Source organism: Bacillus cereus group sp. BceL062 (assembly GCF_051780025.1).
Taxonomy (GTDB): Bacteria; Bacillota; Bacilli; order Bacillales; family Bacillaceae_G; genus Bacillus_A; species Bacillus_A toyonensis.
Window position 1 is genome coordinate 168296 of record NZ_JBPWGY010000010.1, and the last position, 25390, is coordinate 193685.

Genomic DNA, 25390 nt, shown 5'->3' on the forward strand with positions numbered 1-25390 from the left:
CTTACCAAATTGTTAAAAGATATATAGCAAATGGAGGCGGAGTATATGAACTTTCGTTTTAATGAAGAGCAACAGATGATGAGGAAAATGGTTCGGGATTTTGCACAGAAGGAAATAGCACCCTTTGTTCCTAGCATGGAACAAGGGGTGTTCCCGACAGAGATTTTGCAAAAGATGGGTGAGCTTGGATTAATGGGTATTCCAGCGCCTGCAAAATACGGCGGCGCAGAAATGGATTTTATTTCTTACATTTTAGCAATTGAGGAAATCTCAAAAGTAAGCGCAACGGTTGGTGTAATTTTAGCTGTACATACGTCAGTTGGAATGAACCCGATTTTATACTTTGGAACAGAAGAGCAGAAGCAGAAATATGTTTCTAAGCTTGCGGCTGGTGAATATTTAGGTGCATTCGCCTTAACTGAGCCAAATGCTGGATCAGATGCAGGGAGTTTGAAATCACGAGCTGTCAAGAAAGGTGATAATTACATCATTAATGGATCGAAAGTATTTATTACAAATGGCGGCGAAGCAAGTACATACATCGTTTTCGCTTCTACAAATCCAGATGCAGGAAAAAGTGGTATTTCTGCATTTATTGTAGAGAAAGATACGCCAGGCTTAATTATCGGAAAAGATGAACATAAGATGGGACTTCTCGGTTCTCGTACAGTTCAACTTACGTTCGAAGATATGATAGTGCCGGCTGAGAATTTACTCGGTGAAGAGGGACAAGGATTCAAGGTAGCGATGGCGAATTTAGATGTTGGACGAATTGGAATCGGGGCGCAGGCGTTAGGGATCGCGGAAGCAGCGCTCGCATGTGCGATAGATTATGCAAAGGAACGAGAGCAATTCGGGAAGCCGATTGCGGCGCAGCAAGGGATTGGCTTCAAACTTGCAGATATGGCGACAAGTGTGGAGGCGGCGCGATTACTTGTATATAGGGCTGCATCGCTTAGAGCACAAGGATTACCATGCGGTAAAGAAGCGTCTATTGCGAAGTTATTTGCTTCTAAGACAGCAGTTGAAGTTGCAATTGAAGCGGTACAAGTATTTGGCGGTTACGGTTATACGAAAGATTATCCGGTAGAGAGATTTTTCCGTGATGCGAAGATTACGCAAATTTATGAAGGAACGAGTGAGATACAAAAACTTGTTATTAGCCGTGCTTTATAAAGGGAAGAGGGGGAGACGGAAATGCATTTTAAATTATCAGAAGAACATGAAATGATAAGAAAAATGGTTCGGGATTTTGCTAAGAACGAAGTAGCACCAACGGCAGCTGAGCGTGATGAGGAAGAGAGATTTGACCGCGAGCTATTTGATCATATGGCGGAGCTTGGTTTGACAGGTATTCCATGGCCTGAAGAGTATGGTGGAATTGGAAGCGATTACTTAGCGTACGTAATTGCGATCGAAGAATTATCACGCGTTTGTGCTTCTACAGGTGTAACGCTGTCCGCGCATACTTCACTTGCTGGGTGGCCGATTTTTAAATTCGGAACGGAGGAGCAAAAGCAAAAGTTTTTGCGACCGATGGCTGAAGGGAAGAAAATTGGTGCATACGGTTTAACGGAACCGAGTTCTGGATCAGATGCTGGTGGAATGAAGACAATCGCCAAAAGAGATGGAGACCATTACATATTAAATGGATCGAAAATTTTCATTACAAATGGCGGTATTGCTGACATTTATGTTGTTTTTGCGTTAACAGATCCTGAATCGAAGCAGCGCGGCACGAGCGCATTTATTGTGGAAAGCGACACGCTAGGATTTTCGGTTGGGAAGAAGGAAAGTAAACTAGGGATTCGCTCTTCGCCAACGACTGAAATTATGTTTGAAGATTGCCGTATTCCTGTAGAAAATCTACTAGGAGAAGAAGGGCAAGGATTTAAGATTGCAATGCAAACGTTAGATGGCGGTCGTAACGGTATTGCTGCACAAGCAGTTGGTATTGCACAAGGGGCTTTAGATGCTTCTGTAGAATATGCAAGAGAGCGCCATCAATTTGGAAAGCCGATTGCGGCGCAGCAAGGGATTGGCTTTAAACTTGCGGATATGGCAACGGATGTAGAGGCTGCGCGCCTTTTAACATATCAAGCTGCGTGGCTTGAATCGGAAGGGCTTCCGTATGGGAAAGAATCAGCGATGTCAAAAGTATTTGCAGGTGATACAGCGATGAAGGTGACGACTGAAGCTGTGCAAGTATTTGGTGGTTACGGTTATACGAAAGATTATCCAGTAGAGCGTTATATGCGAGATGCAAAGATTACACAGATTTATGAAGGAACACAAGAAATTCAAAGGCTCGTAATTTCTCGTATGTTAACGAAGTAGGGGCAAAGGCGTAGGTATTTTCCTACGCTTTTTCCTTCCAAAAAATAATAGAGAGAGGTGAAGGGGATGGTTAAACATAATGTGCATGCGTCAGTAAAAGATGAAAAATTAGTTGCGTTAAGGCGTGAACAAATGATTAAAGGTGCGGTGCAACTGTTTAAGCAAAAAGGATTCCCGCGTACAACAACGAGAGAGATTGCAAAAGCGGCTGGATTTAGTATCGGAACACTATATGAATACATTCGTACGAAAGATGACGTGTTATATTTAGTTTGTGATAGTATTTATGAACATGTAAAAGAACGATTAGAGGAAGTAGTATGCACGGAGAAGGGAAGTATAGACAGTTTAAAAATAGCGATAACAAATTACTTTAAAGTGATGGACGAATTGCAAGAAGAAGTATTAATCATGTATCAAGAAGTACGGTTTTTACCGAAAGAATCACTCCCATACGTACTAGAGAAAGAGTTTCAAATGGTAGGAATGTTTGAGAATATTTTAGAACAATGTACAGAAAATGGAACATTTATATTAAATAAAAAAGAAATACAGCTTCTTGCGCATAACATTTTCATACAAGGACAGATGTGGGGATTTAGACGTTGGGCGCTGCAAAAATTGTATACGCTCGAAGAATATACAGAAATGCAAATTAGGTATGTGTTGCAAGGGGCGCATATGCTTCCGAAGTAAGGAATGGACAAATTATAATTTTATTACCATATAAAGTGAGGGTATTCATCCAAAGCCGATTAGTAGCCTTCACAAATCAGGCGTTTACAGGTAGCGGGGCTTCCGCCTAACTTCTTTGCTCCAGCCGAATGTTGAGGCGGGAGTTTTACTGCTCGCAAATAGCGGGATAAAAGTTTCCCGTTTTTTTTGTAGCATATTTGTGCGACTTTTGTTTATAATGAATAGTATGGATTTTTTTAAGCAGACCGTTATATATAAGGTTATATTTGATGAAAGGAAGTGCCGCATAAGTGAATTTTAAGCAATATTCACCAGAAGAGCTAAAAGAATGTTCAATGATTGAAGTTGTACATAGCGTTTTAGGGGATAAAAGACAAGCAACGACATTCAACGAGTTGGTTAAAGAAATCGCTCAAGTGCTGGGACTATCTCAAGAGCAAGTTAATGCGAAACTCGCACAATTTTATACAGATTTAAACATCGATGGACGCTTCATTAATTTAGGAGAAAACCGTTGGGGACTACGTAGCTGGTACCCATATGAGCAAATCGATGAAGAAATTCTGCCTCAGCCAAAACCGAAGAAGAAACGTAAAGTTGAAGAAGACGGTTTTGACGACTACATGGAAGACGAAGATGACTTCGACGATGCAGACGGAAATGCAGAGGAAGAAGAAGAAGTAGAAGATTTGGACAAGGTTCTTGAAGAAGAAGACGGAGATGACGATGATCTTGATGATTTAGATGAAGATGATGAAGATGACTTCGCTGAAGAAGAACTTGAGTATGATGAAACTGAAGAAGAAGAGGAAGAACTGTAGTTCTTGACTTTTCATTATCGTCCATGTAGAATCATTTTTGGGCTCTTTAAAAAAGGACGATAATACTTTTAAAGTGTAAATATAAAAGAAAATTGCTCCCTACTTGTTACTTTTTGTGATGAGGGGAGCAATTTTCTTTTTTGTTTTTTGTTTAGAATACAAAAAGAGTCTAACAATAAGATAGATACAGTGTTATCTACATACGTTGCGCTTTGCAACGGTGATTATATAACAACAAGGTAGAAGGGAGCTTTTTCATGACTAAGTATATTTTTGTAACAGGCGGTGTAGTATCGTCTTTAGGTAAAGGTATTACAGCAGCATCTCTTGGAAGACTTTTAAAAAATCGTGGTTTAAACGTAACGATTCAAAAGTTTGATCCGTACATTAACGTAGACCCAGGGACTATGAGCCCATACCAACACGGTGAGGTATTCGTAACAGATGATGGTGCAGAAACGGACTTAGACCTTGGTCACTATGAACGTTTTATCGACATCAACTTAAACAAATACAGCAACGTAACAACAGGTAAAATTTACTCTTCAGTTCTTCAAAAAGAGCGTCGTGGTGAATATCTAGGAGGAACAGTTCAAGTTATTCCTCACATTACTAACGAAATTAAAGAACGTGTATATCGTTCTGGTCGCGAAACAAATGCGGACGTTGTTATTACAGAAATCGGTGGAACTGTTGGTGATATCGAGTCTCTACCATTCTTAGAAGCAATCCGTCAAATTAAGAGCGACATCGGTCGTGACAATGTAATGTACATTCACTGTACGTTAATCCCGTACTTAAAAGCAGCGGGTGAAATGAAAACAAAACCAACGCAACATAGCGTTAAAGAGCTTCGTAGCTTAGGTATTCAACCAAATATTATCGTTGTTCGTACAGAACTGCCTGTTTCTCAAGATATGAAAGACAAGCTTGCATTATTCTGTGACATCGATACAAAAGCAGTTATCGAAGCACGCGATGCAGATACTTTATACGCGGTTCCATTATCTCTTCAAGAGCAAAACATGGACCAAATCGTTTGCGATCACTTAAAATTAGACAATCCAGCTGCAGATATGACAGAGTGGACTGCGCTAGTTGATAAAGTACGTAACCTTTCTAAGAAAACAAAAATCGCTCTTGTTGGTAAATACGTAGAGCTTCAAGATGCATATATTTCTGTTGTAGAAGCACTTCGTCATGCAGGTTATTCATTCGACACAGATGTAGAAGTGAAATGGGTAAACGCTGAGCACGTAACAGCAGAGAACGTAAAAGAATTAGTTGGTGACACAGATGGTATTCTTGTGCCAGGTGGTTTTGGAGATCGTGGTGTAGAAGGTAAAATCGTTGCAATTCAATATGCTCGTGAAAACAAAGTTCCATTCTTAGGAATTTGCTTAGGTATGCAACTTGCATCAATCGAATTTGCACGTAACGTATTAGGATTAGAAGGAGCTAACTCTTCTGAAATTAATCCTGACACACCTTATGCAATCATCGACTTATTACCAGAGCAAAAAGATGTAGAAGACTTAGGTGGTACACTTCGTCTTGGTCTATACCCATGTAAGCTTTCTGAAGAAACGAATGCTTATAGAGCTTACAGTGAGCCAGTTGTATATGAGCGTCATCGTCATCGTTATGAGTTCAACAATCAATTCCGTCCGGATATGGAAAAAGCAGGATTTGTATTCTCTGGTACAAGCCCAGACGGTCGCCTAGTTGAAATCATTGAATTAAAAGATCATCCTTGGTTCGTGGCAGCACAGTTCCACCCAGAACTTGTATCTCGTCCAAACCGTCCACAACCATTGTTCCATGATTTCGTAAGTGCTTCTATTACGAATAAAGAGAGCAAGTAATAAAAAAGCGCCTGAAATAGGGCGCTTTTTTTAATATTCGTTTAACATTTCATCAATTGTAAATTTCAATCCGTGATAAGCAAATAAGGCTATCATTAAACTTGGGAATCCGTAGCGATTACCTTCATCGTCTGGAATAAGACCTTTTAACAGCTTTGTATCAATATGTACATCTGTATATTGTTCCAGTGATTCAATACCTTCTTGAATAGCAGAGATTCCAACGATAGAGTGGCCTTCTTCTTGAAGTTTTTTTGCAATATTTACCGCTTCTTCATCTGTTGAAAAACGGCTAATAAGAAGTACACGGTCTGCAGAAGTTACTTCTGCTTCTTTATCATTTTCAAATAAACGTTTCGCTTGCTGCATTGGTTCAGCACCGAATAGTGCTTCAGCAACAACACCATCCATTTCATTTGTACCATGTAAATAAATGAAGCCATCGCCAACTAATGCTTGAGCAAGTAGACGAGCGCTATCTTCTATATTCATTTCCTCTTTTTGAGAAACTCTGGAGAAATAACCACTTAATTGAGTCGAAAAAATTTTTAACATAATGTTACTCCCTTCGTACGTGTTCGCCGGCTTTCATTATAGTGTATTTTTTTAGAAAGGTGAAATCGTAGGGTAGCATAACAAAAAAGGAAACGGTAAAATAAGAAAGAATAGGAAGGAATTTGCCAAAGAATAGCGAAAATAAATCGTTAAGATATAAGAAGCTTTAAATCTTGTATTTATACAGAAAGGTTGGGAGTTATGGAAGGGAAAATTTTAATCGTTGATGATCAATATGGCATTCGTGTGTTATTACATGAAGTGTTCCAAAAAGAAGGTTATCAGACGTTCCAAGCAGCGAATGGATTTCAAGCTTTAGATATCGTGAAAAAAGATAATCCAGATTTAGTTGTGTTAGATATGAAAATTCCAGGTATGGATGGTATAGAGATTTTAAAGCATGTAAAAGAAATTGATGAGAGTATTAAAGTAATTTTAATGACTGCTTATGGAGAGCTTGATATGATCCAAGAGGCAAAAGATTTAGGAGCTTTAATGCACTTTGCTAAACCATTTGATATTGATGAAATTCGTCAAGCGGTGAGAAATGAGCTTGCTGTAGAGGCGTAAAAAATGAATTTTTTATAAAAAATATGGAAAAAAGCGTTTACATGGACTATTGAGCAGGTGAATACAGTTGAGTTTTTGAGTACAAGTTGTTATCCTATTGAGTGTAGAAAAAAGTCCGGTATGTAAATATACATATTTTACCTTATTCTGGTCATACTACCAGCGATAAGAATTTATCGGATACAAAAAACGTTTTTTAGGAGGATTCACCATGCCTTTAGTTTCTATGAAAGAAATGCTAAACAAAGCACTAGAAGGAAAATACGCAGTTGGTCAATTCAACATGAACAACTTAGAGTGGACTCAAGCTATCTTAGCTGCTGCGGAAGAAGAAAAATCTCCTGTAATCCTAGGTGTATCTGAGGGTGCAGCTCGTCATATGACTGGTTTCAAAACAGTTGTAGCTATGGTTAAAGCTTTAATCGAAGAAATGAACATTACTGTTCCTGTAGCGATTCACCTTGACCATGGTTCAAGCTTCGAAAAATGTAAAGAAGCAATCGATGCAGGTTTCACATCTGTAATGATTGACGCTTCTCACCACCCATTCGAAGAAAACGTTGAAACTACTAAAAAAGTGGTAGAATACGCACACGCTCGTAACGTATCTGTTGAAGCTGAGCTTGGAACAGTTGGCGGACAAGAAGATGATATCATCGCTGAAGGCGTAATTTACGCTGATCCTGCAGAGTGTAAGCACCTTGTTGAAGCAACTGGCATCGACTGCCTAGCTCCAGCTTTAGGTTCTGTACACGGTCCTTACAAAGGTGAGCCTAACTTAGGATTCGCAGAAATGGAGCAAGTTCGCGACTTCACTGGCGTACCTTTAGTATTACACGGTGGTACTGGTATCCCAACTGCTGATATCGTAAAAGCTATTTCTTTAGGTACTTCAAAAATTAACGTAAACACTGAGAACCAAATTGAGTTTACAAAAGCTGTTCGTGAAGCATTAAACAAAGATCAAGAAGTTTACGATCCTCGTAAATATATTGGACCTGGCCGCGAAGCTATCAAAGCAACTGTTGCTGGTAAAATTCGCGAATTCGGTTCTAACGGTAAAGCGTAAGAATAAAATTCCGTTTTGGAAACCGTCTAGTCTTTTAGACGGTTTCCTTTCGTTGTATAATGAAAGCGTGAACAAGTCTAAAGATTTTTATCATTTCGTTTTTGAAATAGAAAATAATGTGCATAGTCCTATTAATAAATGTGATAACGTATCTAAATTGATAAATTTTGCTCGATGAATAGTTAATCTTTATCTATTCGGAATACAGGAGAAATGGAGATAATGGTTTCCTATTTATTGAGTTTTGGGATGGAAAGAGTGATTGAGATTCTTAAGGGGAATCTTCTAATTCTTTTTATAAAGAATTTAGAAGGTAAATACATTCACAAGAAGGGAGCTCAATATGGAAAAATTGCTAATTGAAGGCGGAAGAGCTTTAAATGGAACAATTCGAGTGAGTGGTGCGAAAAACAGCGCTGTTGCACTAATTCCAGCGACAATTTTAGCAGATACTCCAGTAACCATTGGTGGAGTTCCTAATATTTCGGACGTGAAAATGTTAGGAGACTTACTAGAGGAAATTGGAGGGAAAGTAACATATGGGCAGGAGGAAGAGATGGTAGTCGATCCTTCTAACATGGTTGCGATGCCTTTACCAAATGGAAAAGTGAAAAAGTTGCGTGCTTCTTATTATTTAATGGGTGCGATGCTTGGTCGTTTTAAAAAAGCTGTTATTGGGCTTCCAGGTGGATGTCATTTAGGACCGAGGCCGATTGATCAGCATATTAAAGGGTTTGAAGCGTTAGGTGCACATGTTACGAATGAACAAGGTGCTATCTATTTAAGAGCAGATGAATTGCGCGGGGCGCGTATTTATTTAGACGTTGTTAGTGTAGGGGCTACGATTAATATTATGCTAGCAGCTGTCCGAGCAAAAGGTAGAACTGTTATTGAAAATGCAGCGAAAGAACCCGAGATTATTGATGTAGCTACATTGTTAACAAGCATGGGAGCACGCATTAAAGGTGCTGGTACAGATGTAATCCGAATTGATGGTGTGGACTCACTGCATGGTTGTCACCATACTATCATTCCAGATCGTATTGAGGCTGGTACGTATATGATTTTAGGAGCGGCATCAGGAGGAGAAGTAACAGTTGATAATGTTATTCCTCAGCATTTAGAGTCAGTTACTGCAAAGCTAAGAGAAGCTGGTGTTCAAGTTGAAACGAACGATGATCAAATTAAAGTGAACGGTAATAGAAGGTTAAAAGTAGTTGATATAAAAACGCTTGTATATCCAGGTTTCGCAACAGATTTACAACAGCCGTTTACGACGCTTTTAACAAAGGCGCACGGGACGGGAGTTGTAACGGATACAATTTACGGCGCTCGTTTCAAACATATTGATGAATTACGTCGTATGAATGCACAAATTAAAGTAGAAGGTCGTTCGGCAATTGTAACTGGTCCTGTTTTATTACAAGGTGCAAAAGTAAAGGCGAGTGACTTACGAGCTGGGGCTTCGCTTGTTATTGCAGGATTAATGGCGGATGGAATTACAGAAGTAACCGGACTTGAGCATATTGATCGAGGTTATGAAAATATAGTAGACAAGCTTAAAGGGCTTGGTGCAAACATTTGGCGAGAACAAATGACAGAGCAAGAAATTGAAGAGATGAAGAACGCATAAGTGATGCTTCCGCAAGTGGGGAGCGAAGTATCACTATTTGCGGAAGTACACTTTATAGAAAAATAAAGTTCACAAAATACGGCAGAAATATAAAGGCTTAAAGGAGAGGGATTATCGTGGAAAGAAGTTTATCTATGGAGTTAGTACGTGTAACAGAGGCTGCAGCATTATCATCAGCGCGTTGGATGGGACGCGGGAAAAAGGATGAAGCAGACGGTGCAGCAACGTCAGCTATGCGTGATGTATTTGATACAATTCCGATGAAAGGTACAGTTGTAATTGGTGAAGGTGAGATGGATGAAGCGCCAATGCTGTATATCGGAGAGAAATTAGGTACAGGGTATGGCCCGCGCGTAGACGTTGCAGTTGATCCTTTAGAAGGGACAAACATTGTAGCAGCTGGCGGATGGAATGCACTTGCCGTTATTGCAATTGCAGATCATGGTAATTTGTTACATGCTCCTGACATGTACATGGATAAAATCGCGGTTGGTCCAGAAGCAGTTGGAGCCGTTGATATTGATGCACCTATTATTGATAACTTACGTGCAGTTGCGAAAGCAAAAAACAAGGATATTGAAGATGTTGTAGCAACAGTTTTAAACCGTCCACGTCATCAAGCAATTATCGAAGAAATTCGTAAAGCTGGTGCTCGTATTAAATTGATTAACGATGGAGATGTAGCTGGAGCAATCAATACAGCATTTGACCGTACAGGTGTAGATATTTTATTCGGTTCTGGTGGGGCTCCTGAAGGAGTATTAGCAGCTGTCGCATTAAAATGTTTAGGTGGAGAAATCCACGGAAAGCTTCTTCCTCAAAATGAAGCTGAATTAGCTCGTTGTAAAAAAATGGGTATTGAAGATATAAATCGTATCCTTCGTATGGAAGACTTAGTAAAGGGTGACGATGCAATCTTTGCAGCAACAGGTGTAACAGACGGAGAATTGCTACGAGGCGTTCAATTTAAAGGTAGCGTCGGAACAACACAATCTCTTGTTATGCGTGCAAAATCAGGTACAGTACGTTTCGTAGACGGACGCCATAGTTTAAATAAAAAACCGAACTTGGTTATTAAATAAAAAGTGCAAGCGGCTCGTTCAGAATGGAAGAAGCAAAGCTACCGACCATTCTAGTTGTTAAAACTAGATTAAATAATAAGCGAAGACAAATTTTCTTGTCTTCGCTTATTGTATTTGTGTCCCAACGTATTGATTAAAACTAGATAAAAGGGTTACAATAGTGAATATTACCCTACTTGAACTTATTGCCTTTCATTATTAATTATTTGCCTTCCGTATTTTTTCCCTTTACCCATGTGAAAAGAGAATAACGTTAAAGTGTGGTGTCTGAATGAATTTGTCAATTGCAGCATTAGAAAACATGAAATTAAAAGAGTTATACGAGCTTGCGAAAGAATTTAAGATTTCGTATTATAGCAAATTAACGAAAAAAGAATTAATCTTCGCCATTTTAAAAGCTCGAGCAGAAAAAGAAGGTTTCTTTTTCATGGAAGGCGTATTAGAAATTATTCAATCAGAAGGATTTGGATTCCTACGTCCTATCAACTATTCTCCAAGCTCAGAAGATATTTATATCTCAGCTTCGCAAATTCGTCGTTTCGATTTACGTAATGGAGATAAGGTTTCTGGTAAAGTACGACCTCCGAAAGAAAATGAACGCTATTTTGGATTATTACAAGTTGAAGCTGTAAACGGAGATGATCCAGAGTCAGCAAAAGAGCGTGTGCATTTCCCTGCATTAACACCATTATACCCAGATCGCCAAATGAAATTGGAAACGGAACCGAAAAAGTTACCGACACGCATCATGGATTTAATCGCACCAGTTGGATTTGGACAACGTGGTTTAATTGTTGCGCCTCCAAAGGCGGGTAAAACAAGTCTATTAAAAGAAATTGCACACAGTGTTACAACAAATCATCCAGAAGCAGAATTAATTGTGCTTCTAATTGATGAGCGTCCAGAGGAAGTAACAGACATTGAACGTTCTGTTAAGGGCGATGTTGTAAGTTCTACTTTTGATGAAGTACCAGAAAATCATATTAAAGTAGCTGAACTTGTGTTAGAACGTGCAATGCGTCTTGTAGAGCACAAAAAAGACGTTATCATTTTAATGGATAGTATTACCCGTTTAGCGCGAGCTTACAACCTCGTTATTCCCCCAAGTGGTAGAACATTATCGGGTGGTATCGACCCAGCGGCTTTCCATAGACCGAAGCGTTTCTTTGGGGCTGCGCGTAATATTGAAGAGGGCGGTAGCTTAACGATTTTAGCAACAGCGCTTGTTGATACAGGGTCTCGTATGGACGATGTAATTTACGAGGAATTTAAAGGAACTGGAAATATGGAACTTCACTTAGATCGCTCATTAGCTGAGCGTCGTATCTTCCCAGCGATTGATATTCGTCGCTCTGGTACGCGTAAAGAAGATCTATTAATTCCGAAAGAGCATTTAGACAAGTTGTGGGGTATTCGTAAAACAATGCGTGATACACCAGACTTCGTTGAAGGTTTCTTACGTAAACTTCGTCAAACAAAGACAAATGAAGAATTTTTACAAAACATTGTTGCAGACTCGAAAAGATATGTAACAACTAAGTAAAGGGAAAAGATTGGGACTCGCTTATTTCGTAGTAAGCGAGTTTTTTTATGTTTTTTAGGTGATGTTAAAGGGAGAAGTAAGTGGGAGAACTTTAGTCGGTCAGAGCTAAGCAAGCCACCTCCACTTTAAGATAATATCCAGCTCCAGCGGCTAGAATCTCCGGTCATTTCACTCTCTCGCTCGAAGCAAAAGGCGCTTCAAGGTCGAGAGTTTGAAGTGTCCTGGATTCTGAACGAGCCGCTTCTGCTTTTAAAATCAAAAAGACAAAAACAGGTAGTTGCAAAATGAAGTTAGCCTTGTTATAATTTCATCATATGTGTTTCATCAATATAGTTGTGTATGCAGCTGAAGATGAAAAACTCTGTTTCGAAAATGATTCAGGGCGGAAGGAGATGAAAAGAATGAAAGCAGGAATTCACCCAGATTACAAGAAAGTTGTATTCATGGACACAAACACAGGCTTCAAATTCTTAAGCGGGTCTACTAAAGGCTCTAGCGAAACTGTTGAGTGGGAAGATGGTAACACTTATCCATTACTAAAAGTTGAGATCAGTTCTGATTCTCACCCATTCTACACTGGACGTCAGAAGTTTGCTACTGCAGACGGACGCGTTGATCGCTTCAATAAGAAATACGGTATCAAGTAATAAAAACATAAAACAGGCAAGTGTATGTATTCGCTTGTCTGTTTTTTTTGCGAAAATATTATACCTTTACCCTACTTTTAACTAAAAAGTAGATGAAAGGAGAGCTTCATGTACTTAATAAATCAAAATGGCTGGATTGAAGTGATTTGTGGTAGTATGTTTTCTGGTAAATCAGAAGAGCTAATCCGCCGTGTGCGCCGCACGCAATTTGCGAAACAACATGCAATTGTATTTAAACCATGTATTGATAATCGTTATAGTGAAGAAGATGTTGTATCACATAACGGATTAAAGGTAAAAGCAGTTCCTGTTTCAGCTTCAAAGGATATATTTGAACATATTACAGAAGAGTTGGATGTTATTGCAATCGATGAGGTGCAATTTTTTGATGGGGACATTGTGGAAGTGGTGCAAGTATTGGCAAATCGTGGCTATCGTGTCATTGTAGCTGGTTTAGACCAAGATTTCCGTGGTCTACCATTTGGACAAGTTCCTCAGCTGATGGCGATTGCTGAACACGTAACAAAACTGCAAGCAGTATGTTCTGCATGTGGATCTCCGGCAAGTCGTACACAACGATTAATTGATGGAGAGCCGGCGGCATTTAATGATCCGATTATTTTAGTTGGAGCTTCAGAATCGTACGAACCACGTTGTCGTCATTGTCATGCAGTTCCTGCAAACAAAAATAAGTAAAACTCGCTTTGTAGGGCGGGTTTTTTTCAAAATAGAGAGAATGAGTGGTGCAAGCCGCTTGCGCTTTTAAATATATTATCTAGCTCCAGCGGCTAGAATCTCCGGACATTTCACTCTCTCGCTCGAAGCAAAAAGCGCTTCAAGGTCGAGAGTTCCAATGTCCTGCGATTCTGAGCAAGCCGCTTGCGCTTTTAAATATAATTTGCGTTTTTTTGAGTAAGTACCATATACTATTTGTATTAGATACTAGGATGTAGAGGTGAATGATGTGTTAGATCGTTTGCAAGCTGTAGAAGATCGTTATGAGAAGTTAAATGAATTGTTAAGTGACCCAGAGGTTATTAGCGATACAAATAAGCTTCGTGAGTATTCAAAAGAACAATCTGATATGCAAGAAACGGTAGAGGTGTACCGTGAGTATAAAGATGTTCGTGAGCAATTACGAGATGCAAAAGCAATGTTAGAAGATAAGTTAGACGCTGATATGCGTGAAATGGTTAAGGAAGAAGTCTCTGAATTAGAAGGACAAGAGAAAACATTATCAGAACGTCTGAAAATTTTACTTGTTCCAAAAGACCCTAATGATGATAAAAACGTTATCGTGGAGGTTCGTGGTGCTGCTGGTGGTGATGAGGCAGCTTTATTTGCTGGTGATTTATATCGTATGTATAGCCGTTATGCTGAGGTGCAAGGTTGGAAAACTGAAATTATCGAAGCGAGCTATACAGAGTTAGGTGGATATAAAGAGATTATCTTTATGATTAACGGTAAAGGTGCTTTCGCGAAGCTGAAATTTGAGAATGGTGCTCACCGTGTACAACGTGTTCCTGAAACGGAATCTGGTGGACGTATTCATACATCTACAGCAACTGTAGCTGTATTACCAGAGGCAGAAGAAGTAGAAATTACTATTCATGAAAAAGATGTTCGTGTTGATACATTTGCTTCTAGTGGTCCTGGTGGACAGAGCGTTAATACAACGATGTCAGCGGTACGTTTAACGCATTTACCGACTGGTGTAGTTGTATCTTGTCAGGATGAGAAATCACAGATTAAGAATAAAGAAAAAGCAATGAAAGTATTACGTGCACGTGTTTATGATAAATTCAGACAAGAAGCGCAAGCTGAGTACGATCAAAACCGTAAACAAGCTGTTGGTACGGGAGACCGTTCAGAGCGTATTCGTACGTATAACTTCCCGCAAAACCGTGTTACTGACCATCGAATCGGCTTAACGATTCAAAAGCTAGATCAAATCCTACAAGGTAAGTTAGATGATTTCATCAATGCCTTAGTGATGGAAGATCAGGCGCAAAAGATGGAGGCAGCTGAGTAATGCGTGTCTATGAAGCCCTGAAATGGGCTTCTTCTTTTTTACAGGAAAATGGACGAGATGAAAATGCGGGAGAACTTGTCCTTTGTCATGTATTAAAGACGAACAGAACAGGAATGCTCATGAATATGCGTGAAGAGATAACCGCGGAACAAGAGAAAAGTTTTGCAGAATTTATCCACAAGCACGTGGAAGGTATTCCAATTCAATATATGCTCGGTTATGAAATGTTTTATGGACGCTCGTTTTTTGTGAATGAAGAGGTATTAATACCAAGGCCTGAAACGGAAGAGCTTATAGTAGGAGTGCTAGAGAGAATTGAGCGTCATTTTGGTAATGAGAAACTTCATGTAGCGGATATTGGTACAGGTAGTGGAGCAATTTCTATTACGCTCGCTTTAGAAAATAAAAATCTTCATGTGTATACGGTAGATATTGCACGAGAATCGATTGAAGTTGCAAAAGAAAATGCAAAATCTTTGGGTGCAGAAGTAACGTTCTATCACGGTGATTTATTGTCACCATTTTATAAAATAGATCAAAAGTTAGATGTTGTCGTTTCAAACCCTCCATATATACCAGAAGAGGATTGGCGTGGTCTTTCTCCTGTTGTGAAAGAGCATGAACCAAAGAGAGCACTTGTTGGCGGTGAAGATGGATTAGATTTCTATCGCCGTTTTATGGAAGAATTGCCGAACGTGTTGCAGAAGAAAGCAATTGTGGCATTTGAAATTGGAGTAGGGCAAGGTGAGGATGTAAAGGAATTGTTACAACAAGCCTTTCCGTATGCTCATGTTGAAGTTGTTTTTGATATTAACGGAAAAGATCGTATGGTATTTGCAGAGATGGAGTAAGGTTCACACCTTACTCTATTTTTTTTGTGGGGAAAATTCATATAGATTTTGAATTTAATAGTTTAGAAAGATGAAAGTCTGTCCACACTGTTTGTAGAGGGGACGGTGGAGGAAATGAAAAAACAAGTTATTGCTTATCTTCTTCTATTATTAATTGGTGCACAGTTACTTGTGCAGTTTGGATATATGAAAGCTGATGCGAAAGGGCCTTCTGTTATTCCGAAAGAGGCCGTTCGATTACGAATTTTAGCAAATAGTGATTCAGATAAAGATCAGGCGTTAAAGCGTAAAGTACGCGATGAAGTAAAAACGCAAATTGATGGATGGGTAGCAGATTTAAGGTCATTTGAAGAGGCGCGAAAGGTAATTCAAAGTCATATTCCAGAAATCGAAAAAACAGTGAAAAACACGCTAAAAAAGGAAGGCAGTACAGAGTCATTCCAAGTGAAATTTGGTAAGAATGTAAAGTTTCCTACAAAGGTATATGGGAATTTTATTTATCCAGCAGGAGAATATGAAGCGGTACTCATTACAATTGGAAAAGGTGAAGGGGCGAATTGGTGGTGTGTGTTATTTCCTCCAATGTGTTTCTTAGATTTTTCAAGTGGTACAGCTGTAAGAAAAGAAGAGCATGTTGTGAAGGCTGAATCTCCTGAAGAAGATCAAGTGGAACAAGCTGAAGGGGATATAGTCGATTCACCAAAGATAGAAGAGGATAAGGTGAAGGAAAAGAAAGTTGTAAAACAGGAAGTAGCAAAAAAGGTAACAGCTTCTGAAAATAAAGTAGTAAAAAGTGAAATAAAAGTAGAAGAACAGCCTGTAAGTAAAGAAGAAACAAAAACAGTGGAAAAAGTGGAGAATCCTGTGGAGAAAAAGCAAGAAAAACAAAATGAGTATGTACAAGTAGAAGAGGAAGAAAAAAAGCCAGAAGTTAAATTATTTATTGTAGAAGCTTTTACATCTTTATTTTCTAAATAGTACTATTAACAAGTCCCTTCTCATATATAAAGATGAGGAGGGATTTATTATGAAGAAAGTGTATTTTGCTACGAAAGAGGATGTAGAAAGATTACATTCTTTTTTCGGACAAGCTAATAAAAAAGATGATAAAATAAATGAGTTATACGCACAATTTATGATTTTGGAAGAGGCGGAAGAAATACGAGCTGTAATTGGATATGAACAAAGTGAAGAAAATGCACTTATTCGTTCTTGTTTATTCACACCTCATGTGGATAAACAGACTTTCTTATATTTTTTCGAAATGTTTTTGCAGTATATGAAAGAAAAAAATATTCGACAATTGTACTTACTAACAAATCATCCACAATCTATAACAATCTTTCAGTTTTTTGACTTTGTCACTATAGAGAGAGAGAAAGTGCCAGAGGGAATTCGACAGCTAGAACACTTTTGTAAAAATATAAAAGAGCCGAATGCAATAATACTAAATTGTCAGCTATTCACAAAGTTATCCACGGATTAATTAGGTTTATCCACATTTTGTGGATAAACCTTGTTTGTCTTTTGGATAAACCTCATAGTAAACTAAAAATAGACAAGTATTTCAGGGTAGAAAAGGACGTGGAAAAAAATGCACACAAATATGTGGGTTGTGGATAATGTTGTGGAAAGAAAAAAATATTATCCACAGTTACAAGAAGCAGCAAGACTATTAAGAGAAAACGAAGCGGTTGCCTTCCCTACGGAAACGGTATATGGGCTAGGTGCAAACGCGATGAATGATGAAGCAATTGCGAAAATTTTTGAAGCAAAAGGGAGACCAAGTGATAATCCACTTATTGTTCACATAGGTACAAAATCTCAGTTAGATGGGATTGTAAATGAAATTCCGCCGGTTGCGGAGAAGTTAATGGAACACTTTTGGCCAGGACCATTAACGATTATTTTGCCAAGAAAAGAAGGTATTTCTGAGAAAGTGACGGCAGGTCTTAATACGGTTGGAGTAAGAATGCCGGATCATCCAGTAGCGCTCGCTCTTATTGAGGAGGCGAATGTACCGGTTGCAGCACCGAGTGCGAATCGTTCAGGGCGTCCAAGCCCAACGTTAGCTTCTCACGTATATGAAGATTTAAATGGAAAGATTGCAGGTATTGTTGATGGTGGGGCAACGGGAGTAGGTGTTGAATCAACTGTAATCGATTGTACAAGTGAGATTCCAACAATTTTACGTCCAGGCGGGATTACGAAAGAACAATTGGAAGCAGTAATAGGTACTGTTTCTTTAGATCCAGCTTTAAAGGATGAGAAGGAAAAACCGAAATCACCTGGAATGAAATATACACATTATGCACCGAAAGCGCCACTTAGTATTGTTGAAGGATCACGTGAGTTTATTCAGCGTCTTGTGGATAAGAAGAAGGAAGAAGGATTTAAAGTAGGTGTATTAACGACAGAAGAATATCAGCATGTATATAGTGCAGATGTCGTATTATCTTGTGGTATGCGAAGTGATTTAGCTAGCGTTGCGACCAAATTATATGATGTACTTAGAACGTTCGATGCAAGTGAAGTGGATGTTATTTTTAGTGAGTCGTTCCCGAATGACGGAATAGGGAATGCAATTATGAATCGCTTAACAAAAGCAGCAGGACATCATATTATTACTGAATGATAAGGTACGATTAGCAAACAGAATATTTCTCCTCGGATAAGCATATTTTGAAGTAGCACGTCCGAGGAGGGACATGAATGACGTTTGAACAGCTAATACCTTTAATAATTATGGCATTCGCCTTAGGGATGGATGCGTTCTCGGTGAGTCTTGGTATGGGGATGATGACCTTAAAGTTAAGACAAATCCTGTATATCGGTATGACGATAGGGATTTTTCATATAATCATGCCATTTATAGGAATGGTATTAGGTCGTTTTTTATCAGAGAAGTATGGGGACATTGCACATTTTGCAGGTGCTATTTTATTAATTGGTCTAGGGTTTTATATCGTATATTCGTCTATTTTAGAAAACGAAGAGACTAGAACAGCTCCTATTGGAATTAGTTTATTTGTATTTGCATTTGGCGTCAGTATAGATAGCTTTTCGGTAGGCCTTAGTCTTGGTATTTACGGAGCACAGACGATTATTACAATATTACTTTTTGGATTTATTAGCATGTTATTAGCGTGGTTTGGTTTATTAATTGGTAGACATGCGAAAGGTATACTCGGTACATATGGTGAGATAGTAGGTGGTATCATTCTGGTTGGATTTGGATTATATATCCTTTTTCCTATATAATTTTATGTAGGAGGGAATTATGAACACGCTATTGGAATGGTATGTTAAGTTTTTAACCTTCTTTCCTCGATGGCTAAGAAGACTTATAATTTGGGGTATTATTTTGCAAATTTCGATGTTAGGTTGGATTAAGTTAATTCGTGAATGGTGAGATGGTTCCTTTCTGTGCATATTTTGTTTGTACTATATTTATTGCACTAAAAATTACAGATATAGAAAGGATGAGATGAATGACGAGATTGAAGCAAGTTTTTGGTATTATTATTAGTTTTTTTGTTTTTTGGTTTAGTATGCTTGGTGTACAAATGTTTGCTGAGTTTTTAGATATTGAGTCATTGAAGTTTGTTGCCGGAAAGACTGAGGCAGCGCGTACTTTTTATTCTCCATACCCTTTTTTAATTGTTTTTCTTATTACATTGCTTTCCCTATATTTCTTAGTAATTAAGCTTGGGAAACCGAAAAAAGAGAAATTGCCTGCTTTAGAGGAAAAGAAGGAAGAATTACAATGATAAAATCCCCTGCTATTTAGCAGGGGATTTTATGTTTGAGTGATGGAGGTAATTAAGTTACCTTCGCTTTTAGATATATCCAGCTCCAGCGGCTAGAATGGTCGGTGGCTTCGCGTCTTCCTACGAGGCAAAAAGCGCCTCTACGTCAGAAGCTCCATCCCCCTCCCATTCTGAGCGAGCCGCTTCCGCTTTTAGATATATCCAGTTCCAGTGGCCAGCTCTTCGCATCTAAGAACCTCCCGCACTAAAGGTAAAAAGCACCTTTTGTGCGAGAGAACCTTAGCTGGTCAGAGCTAAACGGGCCACTTCCACTTTTAAACATATCCAGTTCCAGCGGCTAGAATGGTCGGTGGCTTCGCGTCTTCCTGCGAGGCAAAAAGCGCCTCTACGTCAGAAGCTCCATCCCCCTCCCATTCTGAGCGAGCCGCTTCCACTTTTAAATTGGCCTAACCAATTCAAATTGTTCTCCTAATTTTGCATAGTTGTGTCCTGCTAGACGGCTTACTGGTTTTAGTCCTTCTGCGTGAATGCGGCCTTTTTCGTATAGGTGTTCTGCGACGTGGAAACGAACGATGCGTCCGATTAGTAGATCGCAAGCTGGTGAGTCTTCCGTTCCGCCAAGAGGGATTGCGCGTTCTAGTACGCATTCCATTCGAATGTTCGCTTCTTTCACACCTGGAACAGAGATGACGTCACTTTTAATTGGTGTTAGTTTTGCTAGTTCGATTTCACTCTCGTTTGGCGGAAGGTTAGCTGCTGTTTCATTAATCGCTTCTATGTAAGATTCGTCAGAAATATGTACAACAAACTCTCCTTGTTCCATTGCGTTTCGGGAAGTATCTTTCGGTGTTCCTGCTTTTCGTTGTACAGAAACTGAAATAAGTGGTGGATTAGCAGCAACAATATTGAAATAACTATAAGGCGCTCCATTTAATACACCGTCTTTTGTTATAGAAGTAACGAATGCGACGGGACGTGGAATAATGCTGCCCGTTAATAATTTGTAATTCTCTTTTTCCGTTTGTTCATTTGGATTAATTGATAACATGTTTAAAATCTCCCTTCTGAATATGACGACTTATTGTTTGTTTACAAGATGTTAGTGGGAAACTCCTGCTGGAAATAATATTTTTTTAATGATGTAAAAAAGAGATTACCTCAATTATACTGAAGTAATCTCTTTTTAAGTAAACATCTTGAAATTGAGATAAATATTAAAGTAAAACGTATGCGCCAGGCCCGATTAAAGCGACACCAACAGCGACAGCGATTAACATTAAATTATATTCAAATCCGTCTTGTGTTACCCAGTAACCATTTTTTCCGTGAACAGTGAAGATTGCCATTAACATTGTTCCAACGATAAATAATGAACCAATTACAGTGAAAATACCTGATGCGAATAAGAAACCACCTAGTAATTCAGTTGCACCAGCCATAAATGCCATAAATACACCAGGGCGTAAACCGATTGATTCCATCCAACCGCCTGTTCCTTTTAAGCCATAACCACCGAACCAACCGAATAATTTTTGAGCACCATGACCCATGAATGTAATTCCTATAATAAGACGAATAATAAGAAGACCGAAATCCATCATTTTTGAAAACCTCCTGAAAGTTTATTAACTTACCTTATGTAAGTAATAATAAAATAGTTACTTACTTTAGTCAAGTGAATTTCGAAAAAAGTTTGAATTAAATTTTACAAATTAACGACAAAAAATAAAATGTAGTAAAGACCTCTAGACAAGTTGGGCGAAAAAAGAGAAAATATAAGTAGAAGTTAACTTCTTATTGTTATTCAGACAATCAGAATTGACTGGAATTTTGTGAAGCGCTACAATAAGAGTCTATTAGTAATGACGTAATTTATTTCGAAAGCGTTTTTACAGTATAATATTCGAAGTATGAAGTCTTACATGTATCCCGAGCTTTACTAGGGATTGCCCTATAAACTTTTAGGTAAATTATAAGGAGGACTATCCTATGTTTAAAAAATTATTCGGTCTTGGTTCAAAAACAAATGAAGAAACAATTGTAGCTCCATTAACTGGAGCAGTGAAAAATATTGAAGAAGTACCAGATCCAGTATTCGCTGGTCGTATGATGGGTGACGGTGTTGCAATCGATCCTACTGAAGGTGTAGTTGTATCTCCAGTTGATGGTGAAATCGTACAATTATTCCACACGAAACATGCTATCGGAATTAAAGCGAAAAACGGTACAGAAATTTTAATCCACGTTGGATTAGAAACTGTAAAAATGGAAGGTGAAGGTTTCGAAGCTCACGTTTCTGAAGGACAAGCTGTAAAAGCTGGAGATAAATTAATCTCATTCGACTTAGAATTAATCCGTGAAAAAGCGAAAAGCACGATTACTCCAATCGTTATTACAAACACAGATGCAGCTGAGTCTATTAAGACAACTGTAGGTGTAACAGCTACAAAAGGTTCAACAGAAGTAATGAAAGTTACAATGAAATAATCGTTGTATAAAAGGAATCCGTTTCATATGAAATGGATTCCTTATTTTTTGTTGTATGTTTAGTAGGTATGTTAAAATACTCTAGGCACTTGGAAATAGGGTTTCACATATATGTGGATAGGCGCATTTTTCTTAGAAAAATGCGCCTTTTGTATATTCACATTTCTTTTGTTCCATCCTAATGTAAGCTATTATTAAAGGGAAAAGATACAATATAAGGGGTGGGTTTGGATGAAACGAGTGTTATTTGTTTGCACTGGCAATACATGTCGTAGTCCGATGGCTGAGGCGTTACTTCGTCATCATGGAGGAGATAAGTTTGAAGTGCAATCTGCTGGTGTTTTCGCCTATCCTGGAAGCGATGCATCGATATATGCGAAGGAAGCTTTAGCTGAAAAAGGAATTTCAATAGATCATGGCGCGCAGCAGGTAAATGAAGCTTTGCTTGATTGGGCTGATATTGTCGTAACGATGACGGAAAATCATAAGCAAATTGTACTTGGTCACTATCCGAGTGTTGAAAAGAAGTTGAATACATTATATGGACTAACTGAAGGTATAGGTAAAGACATTTCAGATCCTTTTGGAGGATCGCTTTCTATTTATAAAGAAACGTTAGATGAGATGGAAAAACTTGTACAAACTTTACTGAAAAAACATTCAGAGGGTTGATGTTTCGTGTATAATACGATATTGGAGATCACTTCGTCCTATTGAGGTAGCGAATGTGAAATGAAGATAATTAATTGAAACTTTGGAGGGGTAAAAATGAAAGTAGTAATAGCATCTGATCACGGCGGTATGAATATCCGTAAAGAACTTGTAAGTTTATTAGAAGAATTAAACATTGAATATATTGATTTAGGTTGTGAATGTGAAGCTGGTTCAGTTGATTACCCTGATTTTGCATTTCCAGCAGCGGAAATGGTAGCAAATGGTGAAGTGGATCGTGGTATTTTAGTTTGTGGGACAGGCATCGGTATGTCAATCGCGGCAAACAAAGTAAACGGTATTCGTTGTGCGTTAGTTCATGATACTTTCAGTGCGAAAGCAACGAGAGAGCATAATGACACTAACATGCTAGCAATGGGCGAGCGTGTAATTGGTGCTGGTCTAGCGCGTGATATCGCAAAAATTTGGTTAACAACTGACTATGAAGGTGGCCGTCACGAAAACCGCGTAGGAAAAATTAAAACATACGAAATAAAGTAATAGATTCTAACTATCAGTAGTGTGAAATATAATTTGGTGAACCAACCTGTGAAAGGAAGAGGCGTAATGACAGAAATCGTAAAGGTAAGAGAACAGCTACAAATATCGCTTTCTGATTTCCAAGAACAAGCTTCATTGCAAAGTGGTCAAATTTTTGTAGTGGGATGTAGCACGAGTGAAGTGCTAGGAGAAAGAATTGGAACATCAGGAACGATGGAAGTAGCAGAGGCGATTTTTTCTGAGTTAAAACAATTTCAAGAGCAAACAGGTATTGCGTTAGCGTTCCAATGTTGCGAGCATTTAAACCGTGCTTTAGTAGTTGAGAGAGAAGTAGCGATAAAATATCAATTTGAAATTGTAACAGTTACGCCTGTTAGATCAGCAGGTGGTGCATTGGGGACATATGCGTATCACAATTTGAAAGATCCGGTAGTAGTTGAATTTATTAAAGCGGATGCTGGAATGGATATTGGTGATACATTTATTGGTATGCATTTAAAGCATGTAGCTGTTCCAGTTCGTACAAGTGTGAAGGAAATTGGAAATGCACATGTAACGATGGCGAAAACACGTGGAAAACTAATAGGTGGAGCACGTGCTGTTTATGCAGCGGAGGAAGAAACGATTACTTGCCGTTAAATGCGAAAAATGAGGAAGTCATATAGCAGCTTTTCATCATAGGATAAAAGGTATGTTGTCTGACTTTATAATAGAAGAAAGAAAAGACCGATTTTCGGTCTTTTTTTTCTTTTATGATATAGAAAGTCATGTTAGAATGTAGTTGAAAACATGAAGGTTCGAAAGAATTACAACCTGAATTTTCGTTTTTTCTGAATAAATAAGAAAAAACTGTTGGGAATTGATGTAATTCGTTCAGAAAAGGGGGATTTTGGTGGATCATTTAAAACGTCAAGATGAAAAGGTATTTGCTGCAATTGAGGCAGAACTAGGAAGACAGCGTTCAAAGATTGAGTTAATCGCTTCGGAGAACTTCGTAAGTGAAGCAGTAATGGAGGCGCAAGGTTCTGTTTTAACGAATAAGTATGCTGAAGGATATCCTGGAAAACGTTACTACGGTGGTTGTGAACACGTAGACGTAGTAGAAGATATCGCACGTGATCGCGTAAAAGAAATTTTCGGTGCAGAGCACGTAAATGTTCAACCACATTCTGGTGCACAAGCGAACATGGCAGTATATTTCACAATTCTAGAGCAAGGCGATACAGTACTTGGTATGAATTTATCTCATGGTGGTCACTTAACACACGGAAGCCCTGTTAACTTCAGTGGAGTACAATATAATTTCGTAGAATATGGCGTGGATGCTGACTCTCACCGTATTAATTACGATGATGTATTAGCAAAAGCGAAAGAACATAAACCAAAATTAATCGTAGCAGGTGCAAGTGCATACCCTCGTGTTATCGATTTCAAACGATTCCGTGAGATTGCAGATGAAGTGGGCGCATACTTAATGGTTGATATGGCACATATCGCTGGTTTAGTAGCTGCTGGTTTACATCCAAACCCAGTACCACATGCACATTTCGTTACAACAACAACACATAAAACATTACGTGGTCCACGAGGTGGTATGATTTTATGTGAAGAGCAATTTGCAAAACAAATTGATAAATCAATCTTCCCTGGTATTCAAGGTGGCCCACTTATGCATGTAATCGCTGCAAAAGCTGTTGCATTTGGTGAGGTGCTTCAAGATGACTTTAAAACATATGCACAAAATATCATTAATAATGCGAACCGCTTAGCTGAAGGCCTTCAAAAAGAAGGACTTACACTTGTTTCTGGTGGAACAGACAATCACTTAATCTTGATTGATGTTCGTAACTTAGAAATCACAGGTAAAGTAGCGGAGCACGTATTAGATGAAGTTGGTATTACAGTGAACAAAAATACAATCCCATTTGAAACAGCAAGCCCATTTGTAACAAGTGGCGTACGTATCGGTACGGCAGCTGTAACATCTCGTGGTTTCGGTTTAGAAGACATGGATGAAATTGCTGCACTTATTGCTTATACATTAAAAAATCATGAAAATGAAGCTGCATTAGAAGAAGCACGTAAGCGTGTAGAAGCGTTAACGAGCAAATTCCCAATGTATACAGATCTATAATAGATTGAAAAAGACTGCTGAAACGTACTTGTTTTAGCAGTTTTTTTTGAGGACATATATTGTTTTTAAAGTATGTATACAAATGA

At 38.6% G+C, this 25390-nt stretch carries 28 protein-coding genes; 25 read left to right on the forward strand and 3 right to left on the reverse strand.

The window, feature by feature from the left end; translation table 11 throughout:
* The first annotated feature begins 45 nt into the window (after nucleotides 1–45).
* From ACS2MN_RS22285 to pyrG, 5 genes are all read left to right on the forward strand, one after another.
* Nucleotides 46–1176 (forward strand): acyl-CoA dehydrogenase, encoded by a 1131-nt coding sequence (locus ACS2MN_RS22285; RefSeq protein WP_001011192.1) that lies wholly within the window; start codon nucleotides 46–48, stop codon nucleotides 1174–1176.
* Nucleotides 1177–1197: 21 nt separating this feature from the next.
* Complete coding sequence (gene acdA / locus ACS2MN_RS22290) at nucleotides 1198–2337, forward strand: acyl-CoA dehydrogenase AcdA (protein ID WP_000545536.1); 1140 nt, start codon at nucleotides 1198–1200, stop codon at nucleotides 2335–2337.
* Nucleotides 2338–2403: 66 nt separating this feature from the next.
* Nucleotides 2404–3033 (forward strand): TetR/AcrR family transcriptional regulator, encoded by a 630-nt coding sequence (locus tag ACS2MN_RS22295; RefSeq protein ID WP_000238592.1) that lies wholly within the window; start codon nucleotides 2404–2406, stop codon nucleotides 3031–3033.
* A 290-nt stretch (nucleotides 3034–3323) separates the two neighbouring features.
* On the forward strand, nucleotides 3324–3854 hold the full coding sequence (gene rpoE / locus ACS2MN_RS22300; protein WP_001009768.1) for a DNA-directed RNA polymerase subunit delta: 531 nt from the start codon (nucleotides 3324–3326) through the stop codon (nucleotides 3852–3854).
* Nucleotides 3855–4111: 257 nt separating this feature from the next.
* On the forward strand, nucleotides 4112–5719 hold the full coding sequence (pyrG, locus tag ACS2MN_RS22305) for a CTP synthase (protein WP_000170441.1): 1608 nt from the start codon (nucleotides 4112–4114) through the stop codon (nucleotides 5717–5719).
* A gap of 30 nt (nucleotides 5720–5749) precedes the next feature.
* On the opposite strand, the gene ACS2MN_RS22310 is transcribed toward pyrG, so the two are convergent.
* The gene (locus tag ACS2MN_RS22310; RefSeq protein WP_000912394.1) at nucleotides 5750–6274 is read right to left on the reverse strand and encodes a DUF2529 domain-containing protein; all 525 of its coding nucleotides are present in this window, start codon (nucleotides 6272–6274) and stop codon (nucleotides 5750–5752) included.
* A 201-nt stretch (nucleotides 6275–6475) separates the two neighbouring features.
* On the opposite strand from ACS2MN_RS22310, the gene spo0F reads away from it, so the two are divergent.
* From spo0F to ACS2MN_RS22385, 15 genes are all read left to right on the forward strand, one after another.
* On the forward strand, nucleotides 6476–6844 hold the full coding sequence (gene spo0F / locus ACS2MN_RS22315) for a sporulation initiation phosphotransferase Spo0F (RefSeq protein ID WP_000398594.1): 369 nt from the start codon (nucleotides 6476–6478) through the stop codon (nucleotides 6842–6844).
* A gap of 211 nt (nucleotides 6845–7055) precedes the next feature.
* The gene (locus ACS2MN_RS22320; protein ID WP_001131849.1) at nucleotides 7056–7913 is read left to right on the forward strand and encodes a class II fructose-bisphosphate aldolase; all 858 of its coding nucleotides are present in this window, start codon (nucleotides 7056–7058) and stop codon (nucleotides 7911–7913) included.
* A gap of 343 nt (nucleotides 7914–8256) precedes the next feature.
* Nucleotides 8257–9546, forward strand: coding sequence for a UDP-N-acetylglucosamine 1-carboxyvinyltransferase (gene murA / locus ACS2MN_RS22325; protein ID WP_000413251.1), 1290 nt, complete (start codon nucleotides 8257–8259; stop codon nucleotides 9544–9546).
* A gap of 116 nt (nucleotides 9547–9662) precedes the next feature.
* Nucleotides 9663–10628 carry a class II fructose-bisphosphatase gene (glpX, locus tag ACS2MN_RS22330; RefSeq protein ID WP_000442336.1) on the forward strand — a complete coding sequence of 322 codons (966 nt, stop codon included), beginning with the start codon at nucleotides 9663–9665 and terminating at the stop codon, nucleotides 10626–10628.
* Nucleotides 10629–10899: 271 nt separating this feature from the next.
* Nucleotides 10900–12171 carry a transcription termination factor Rho gene (gene rho, locus ACS2MN_RS22335; RefSeq protein ID WP_001053898.1) on the forward strand — a complete coding sequence of 424 codons (1272 nt, stop codon included), beginning with the start codon at nucleotides 10900–10902 and terminating at the stop codon, nucleotides 12169–12171.
* Nucleotides 12172–12572: 401 nt separating this feature from the next.
* Nucleotides 12573–12818 (forward strand): type B 50S ribosomal protein L31, encoded by a 246-nt coding sequence (locus ACS2MN_RS22340; protein ID WP_000643435.1) that lies wholly within the window; start codon nucleotides 12573–12575, stop codon nucleotides 12816–12818.
* 108 nt (nucleotides 12819–12926) lie between these two features.
* Nucleotides 12927–13514 carry a thymidine kinase gene (locus ACS2MN_RS22345; protein WP_000280853.1) on the forward strand — a complete coding sequence of 196 codons (588 nt, stop codon included), beginning with the start codon at nucleotides 12927–12929 and terminating at the stop codon, nucleotides 13512–13514.
* 268 nt (nucleotides 13515–13782) lie between these two features.
* Nucleotides 13783–14850, forward strand: coding sequence for a peptide chain release factor 1 (prfA, locus tag ACS2MN_RS22350; RefSeq protein WP_000887062.1), 1068 nt, complete (start codon nucleotides 13783–13785; stop codon nucleotides 14848–14850).
* Nucleotides 14850–15701, forward strand: a complete 852-nt coding sequence (prmC, locus tag ACS2MN_RS22355) for a peptide chain release factor N(5)-glutamine methyltransferase (protein WP_088055774.1) — start codon at nucleotides 14850–14852, stop codon at nucleotides 15699–15701. The genes prfA and prmC overlap by 1 nt, the downstream gene beginning before the upstream one ends.
* Before the next feature lie 114 nt (nucleotides 15702–15815).
* Entirely contained in the window at nucleotides 15816–16679 is an 864-nt protein-coding gene (gene spoIIR, locus ACS2MN_RS22360) for a stage II sporulation protein R (RefSeq protein WP_088055773.1), read from the forward strand.
* 49 nt (nucleotides 16680–16728) lie between these two features.
* On the forward strand, nucleotides 16729–17187 hold the full coding sequence (locus tag ACS2MN_RS22365) for a mechanosensitive ion channel protein (RefSeq protein ID WP_000758449.1): 459 nt from the start codon (nucleotides 16729–16731) through the stop codon (nucleotides 17185–17187).
* Nucleotides 17188–17295: 108 nt separating this feature from the next.
* A complete protein-coding gene (locus tag ACS2MN_RS22370; RefSeq protein ID WP_016107303.1) occupies nucleotides 17296–18336 on the forward strand; it encodes an L-threonylcarbamoyladenylate synthase in 1041 nt (346 codons plus the stop codon).
* A gap of 77 nt (nucleotides 18337–18413) precedes the next feature.
* On the forward strand, nucleotides 18414–18962 hold the full coding sequence (locus ACS2MN_RS22375) for a manganese efflux pump MntP (RefSeq protein ID WP_000142481.1): 549 nt from the start codon (nucleotides 18414–18416) through the stop codon (nucleotides 18960–18962).
* Between the two features lie 19 nt (nucleotides 18963–18981).
* Nucleotides 18982–19113 carry a hypothetical protein gene (locus ACS2MN_RS22380; RefSeq protein WP_001094286.1) on the forward strand — a complete coding sequence of 44 codons (132 nt, stop codon included), beginning with the start codon at nucleotides 18982–18984 and terminating at the stop codon, nucleotides 19111–19113.
* Nucleotides 19114–19192: 79 nt separating this feature from the next.
* Nucleotides 19193–19471, forward strand: coding sequence for a DUF3935 domain-containing protein (locus ACS2MN_RS22385; protein ID WP_000197482.1), 279 nt, complete (start codon nucleotides 19193–19195; stop codon nucleotides 19469–19471).
* Between the two features lie 436 nt (nucleotides 19472–19907).
* Here ACS2MN_RS22385 and ACS2MN_RS22390 read toward each other — a convergent pair whose 3' ends face one another.
* Both ACS2MN_RS22390 and ACS2MN_RS22395 read right to left on the reverse strand, forming a co-directional pair.
* On the reverse strand, nucleotides 19908–20519 hold the full coding sequence (locus tag ACS2MN_RS22390; protein ID WP_000949059.1) for a flavin reductase family protein: 612 nt from the start codon (nucleotides 20517–20519) through the stop codon (nucleotides 19908–19910).
* Between the two features lie 166 nt (nucleotides 20520–20685).
* On the reverse strand, nucleotides 20686–21072 hold the full coding sequence (locus ACS2MN_RS22395; RefSeq protein ID WP_000968621.1) for a DoxX family protein: 387 nt from the start codon (nucleotides 21070–21072) through the stop codon (nucleotides 20686–20688).
* A 388-nt stretch (nucleotides 21073–21460) separates the two neighbouring features.
* Between ACS2MN_RS22395 and ACS2MN_RS22400 the strand changes: the two genes are divergently transcribed.
* From ACS2MN_RS22400 to glyA, 5 genes are all read left to right on the forward strand, one after another.
* Nucleotides 21461–21958, forward strand: coding sequence for a PTS sugar transporter subunit IIA (locus ACS2MN_RS22400; protein WP_000473666.1), 498 nt, complete (start codon nucleotides 21461–21463; stop codon nucleotides 21956–21958).
* Nucleotides 21959–22189: 231 nt separating this feature from the next.
* Nucleotides 22190–22630 carry a low molecular weight protein arginine phosphatase gene (locus ACS2MN_RS22405; protein ID WP_198130075.1) on the forward strand — a complete coding sequence of 147 codons (441 nt, stop codon included), beginning with the start codon at nucleotides 22190–22192 and terminating at the stop codon, nucleotides 22628–22630.
* 96 nt (nucleotides 22631–22726) lie between these two features.
* Nucleotides 22727–23170: a ribose 5-phosphate isomerase B gene (gene rpiB / locus ACS2MN_RS22410; protein ID WP_098805808.1), complete on the forward strand. Its 444-nt coding sequence runs from the start codon at nucleotides 22727–22729 to the stop codon at nucleotides 23168–23170.
* A 66-nt stretch (nucleotides 23171–23236) separates the two neighbouring features.
* Nucleotides 23237–23809 (forward strand): TIGR01440 family protein, encoded by a 573-nt coding sequence (locus ACS2MN_RS22415; RefSeq protein ID WP_000136360.1) that lies wholly within the window; start codon nucleotides 23237–23239, stop codon nucleotides 23807–23809.
* Nucleotides 23810–24062: 253 nt separating this feature from the next.
* Nucleotides 24063–25304 carry a serine hydroxymethyltransferase gene (gene glyA, locus ACS2MN_RS22420; RefSeq protein ID WP_000349812.1) on the forward strand — a complete coding sequence of 414 codons (1242 nt, stop codon included), beginning with the start codon at nucleotides 24063–24065 and terminating at the stop codon, nucleotides 25302–25304.
* The last annotated feature ends 86 nt before the right edge of the window (nucleotides 25305–25390 follow it).

Coding starts and splice junctions, on each gene's coding strand:
- ACS2MN_RS22375 (WP_000142481.1), top strand. CDS start 18,414: ATGACGTTTGAACAGCTAATACCTTTAATAATTATGGCATTCGCCTTA.
- ACS2MN_RS22320 (WP_001131849.1), top strand. CDS start 7,056: ATGCCTTTAGTTTCTATGAAAGAAATGCTAAACAAAGCACTAGAAGGA.
- ACS2MN_RS22385 (WP_000197482.1), top strand. CDS start 19,193: ATGACGAGATTGAAGCAAGTTTTTGGTATTATTATTAGTTTTTTTGTT.
- ACS2MN_RS22345 (WP_000280853.1), top strand. CDS start 12,927: ATGTACTTAATAAATCAAAATGGCTGGATTGAAGTGATTTGTGGTAGT.
- ACS2MN_RS22365 (WP_000758449.1), top strand. CDS start 16,729: ATGAAGAAAGTGTATTTTGCTACGAAAGAGGATGTAGAAAGATTACAT.
- ACS2MN_RS22340 (WP_000643435.1), top strand. CDS start 12,573: ATGAAAGCAGGAATTCACCCAGATTACAAGAAAGTTGTATTCATGGAC.
- ACS2MN_RS22285 (WP_001011192.1), top strand. CDS start 46: ATGAACTTTCGTTTTAATGAAGAGCAACAGATGATGAGGAAAATGGTT.
- ACS2MN_RS22390 (WP_000949059.1), bottom strand. CDS start 20,519: ATGTTATCAATTAATCCAAATGAACAAACGGAAAAAGAGAATTACAAA.
- acdA (WP_000545536.1), top strand. CDS start 1,198: ATGCATTTTAAATTATCAGAAGAACATGAAATGATAAGAAAAATGGTT.
- spoIIR (WP_088055773.1), top strand. CDS start 15,816: ATGAAAAAACAAGTTATTGCTTATCTTCTTCTATTATTAATTGGTGCA.
- prmC (WP_088055774.1), top strand. CDS start 14,850: ATGCGTGTCTATGAAGCCCTGAAATGGGCTTCTTCTTTTTTACAGGAA.
- ACS2MN_RS22400 (WP_000473666.1), top strand. CDS start 21,461: ATGTTTAAAAAATTATTCGGTCTTGGTTCAAAAACAAATGAAGAAACA.
- ACS2MN_RS22395 (WP_000968621.1), bottom strand. CDS start 21,072: ATGATGGATTTCGGTCTTCTTATTATTCGTCTTATTATAGGAATTACA.
- spo0F (WP_000398594.1), top strand. CDS start 6,476: ATGGAAGGGAAAATTTTAATCGTTGATGATCAATATGGCATTCGTGTG.
- ACS2MN_RS22295 (WP_000238592.1), top strand. CDS start 2,404: ATGGTTAAACATAATGTGCATGCGTCAGTAAAAGATGAAAAATTAGTT.
- ACS2MN_RS22415 (WP_000136360.1), top strand. CDS start 23,237: ATGACAGAAATCGTAAAGGTAAGAGAACAGCTACAAATATCGCTTTCT.
- ACS2MN_RS22405 (WP_198130075.1), top strand. CDS start 22,190: ATGAAACGAGTGTTATTTGTTTGCACTGGCAATACATGTCGTAGTCCG.
- ACS2MN_RS22370 (WP_016107303.1), top strand. CDS start 17,296: ATGCACACAAATATGTGGGTTGTGGATAATGTTGTGGAAAGAAAAAAA.
- rpiB (WP_098805808.1), top strand. CDS start 22,727: ATGAAAGTAGTAATAGCATCTGATCACGGCGGTATGAATATCCGTAAA.
- pyrG (WP_000170441.1), top strand. CDS start 4,112: ATGACTAAGTATATTTTTGTAACAGGCGGTGTAGTATCGTCTTTAGGT.
- ACS2MN_RS22310 (WP_000912394.1), bottom strand. CDS start 6,274: ATGTTAAAAATTTTTTCGACTCAATTAAGTGGTTATTTCTCCAGAGTT.
- ACS2MN_RS22380 (WP_001094286.1), top strand. CDS start 18,982: ATGAACACGCTATTGGAATGGTATGTTAAGTTTTTAACCTTCTTTCCT.
- rho (WP_001053898.1), top strand. CDS start 10,900: ATGAATTTGTCAATTGCAGCATTAGAAAACATGAAATTAAAAGAGTTA.
- murA (WP_000413251.1), top strand. CDS start 8,257: ATGGAAAAATTGCTAATTGAAGGCGGAAGAGCTTTAAATGGAACAATT.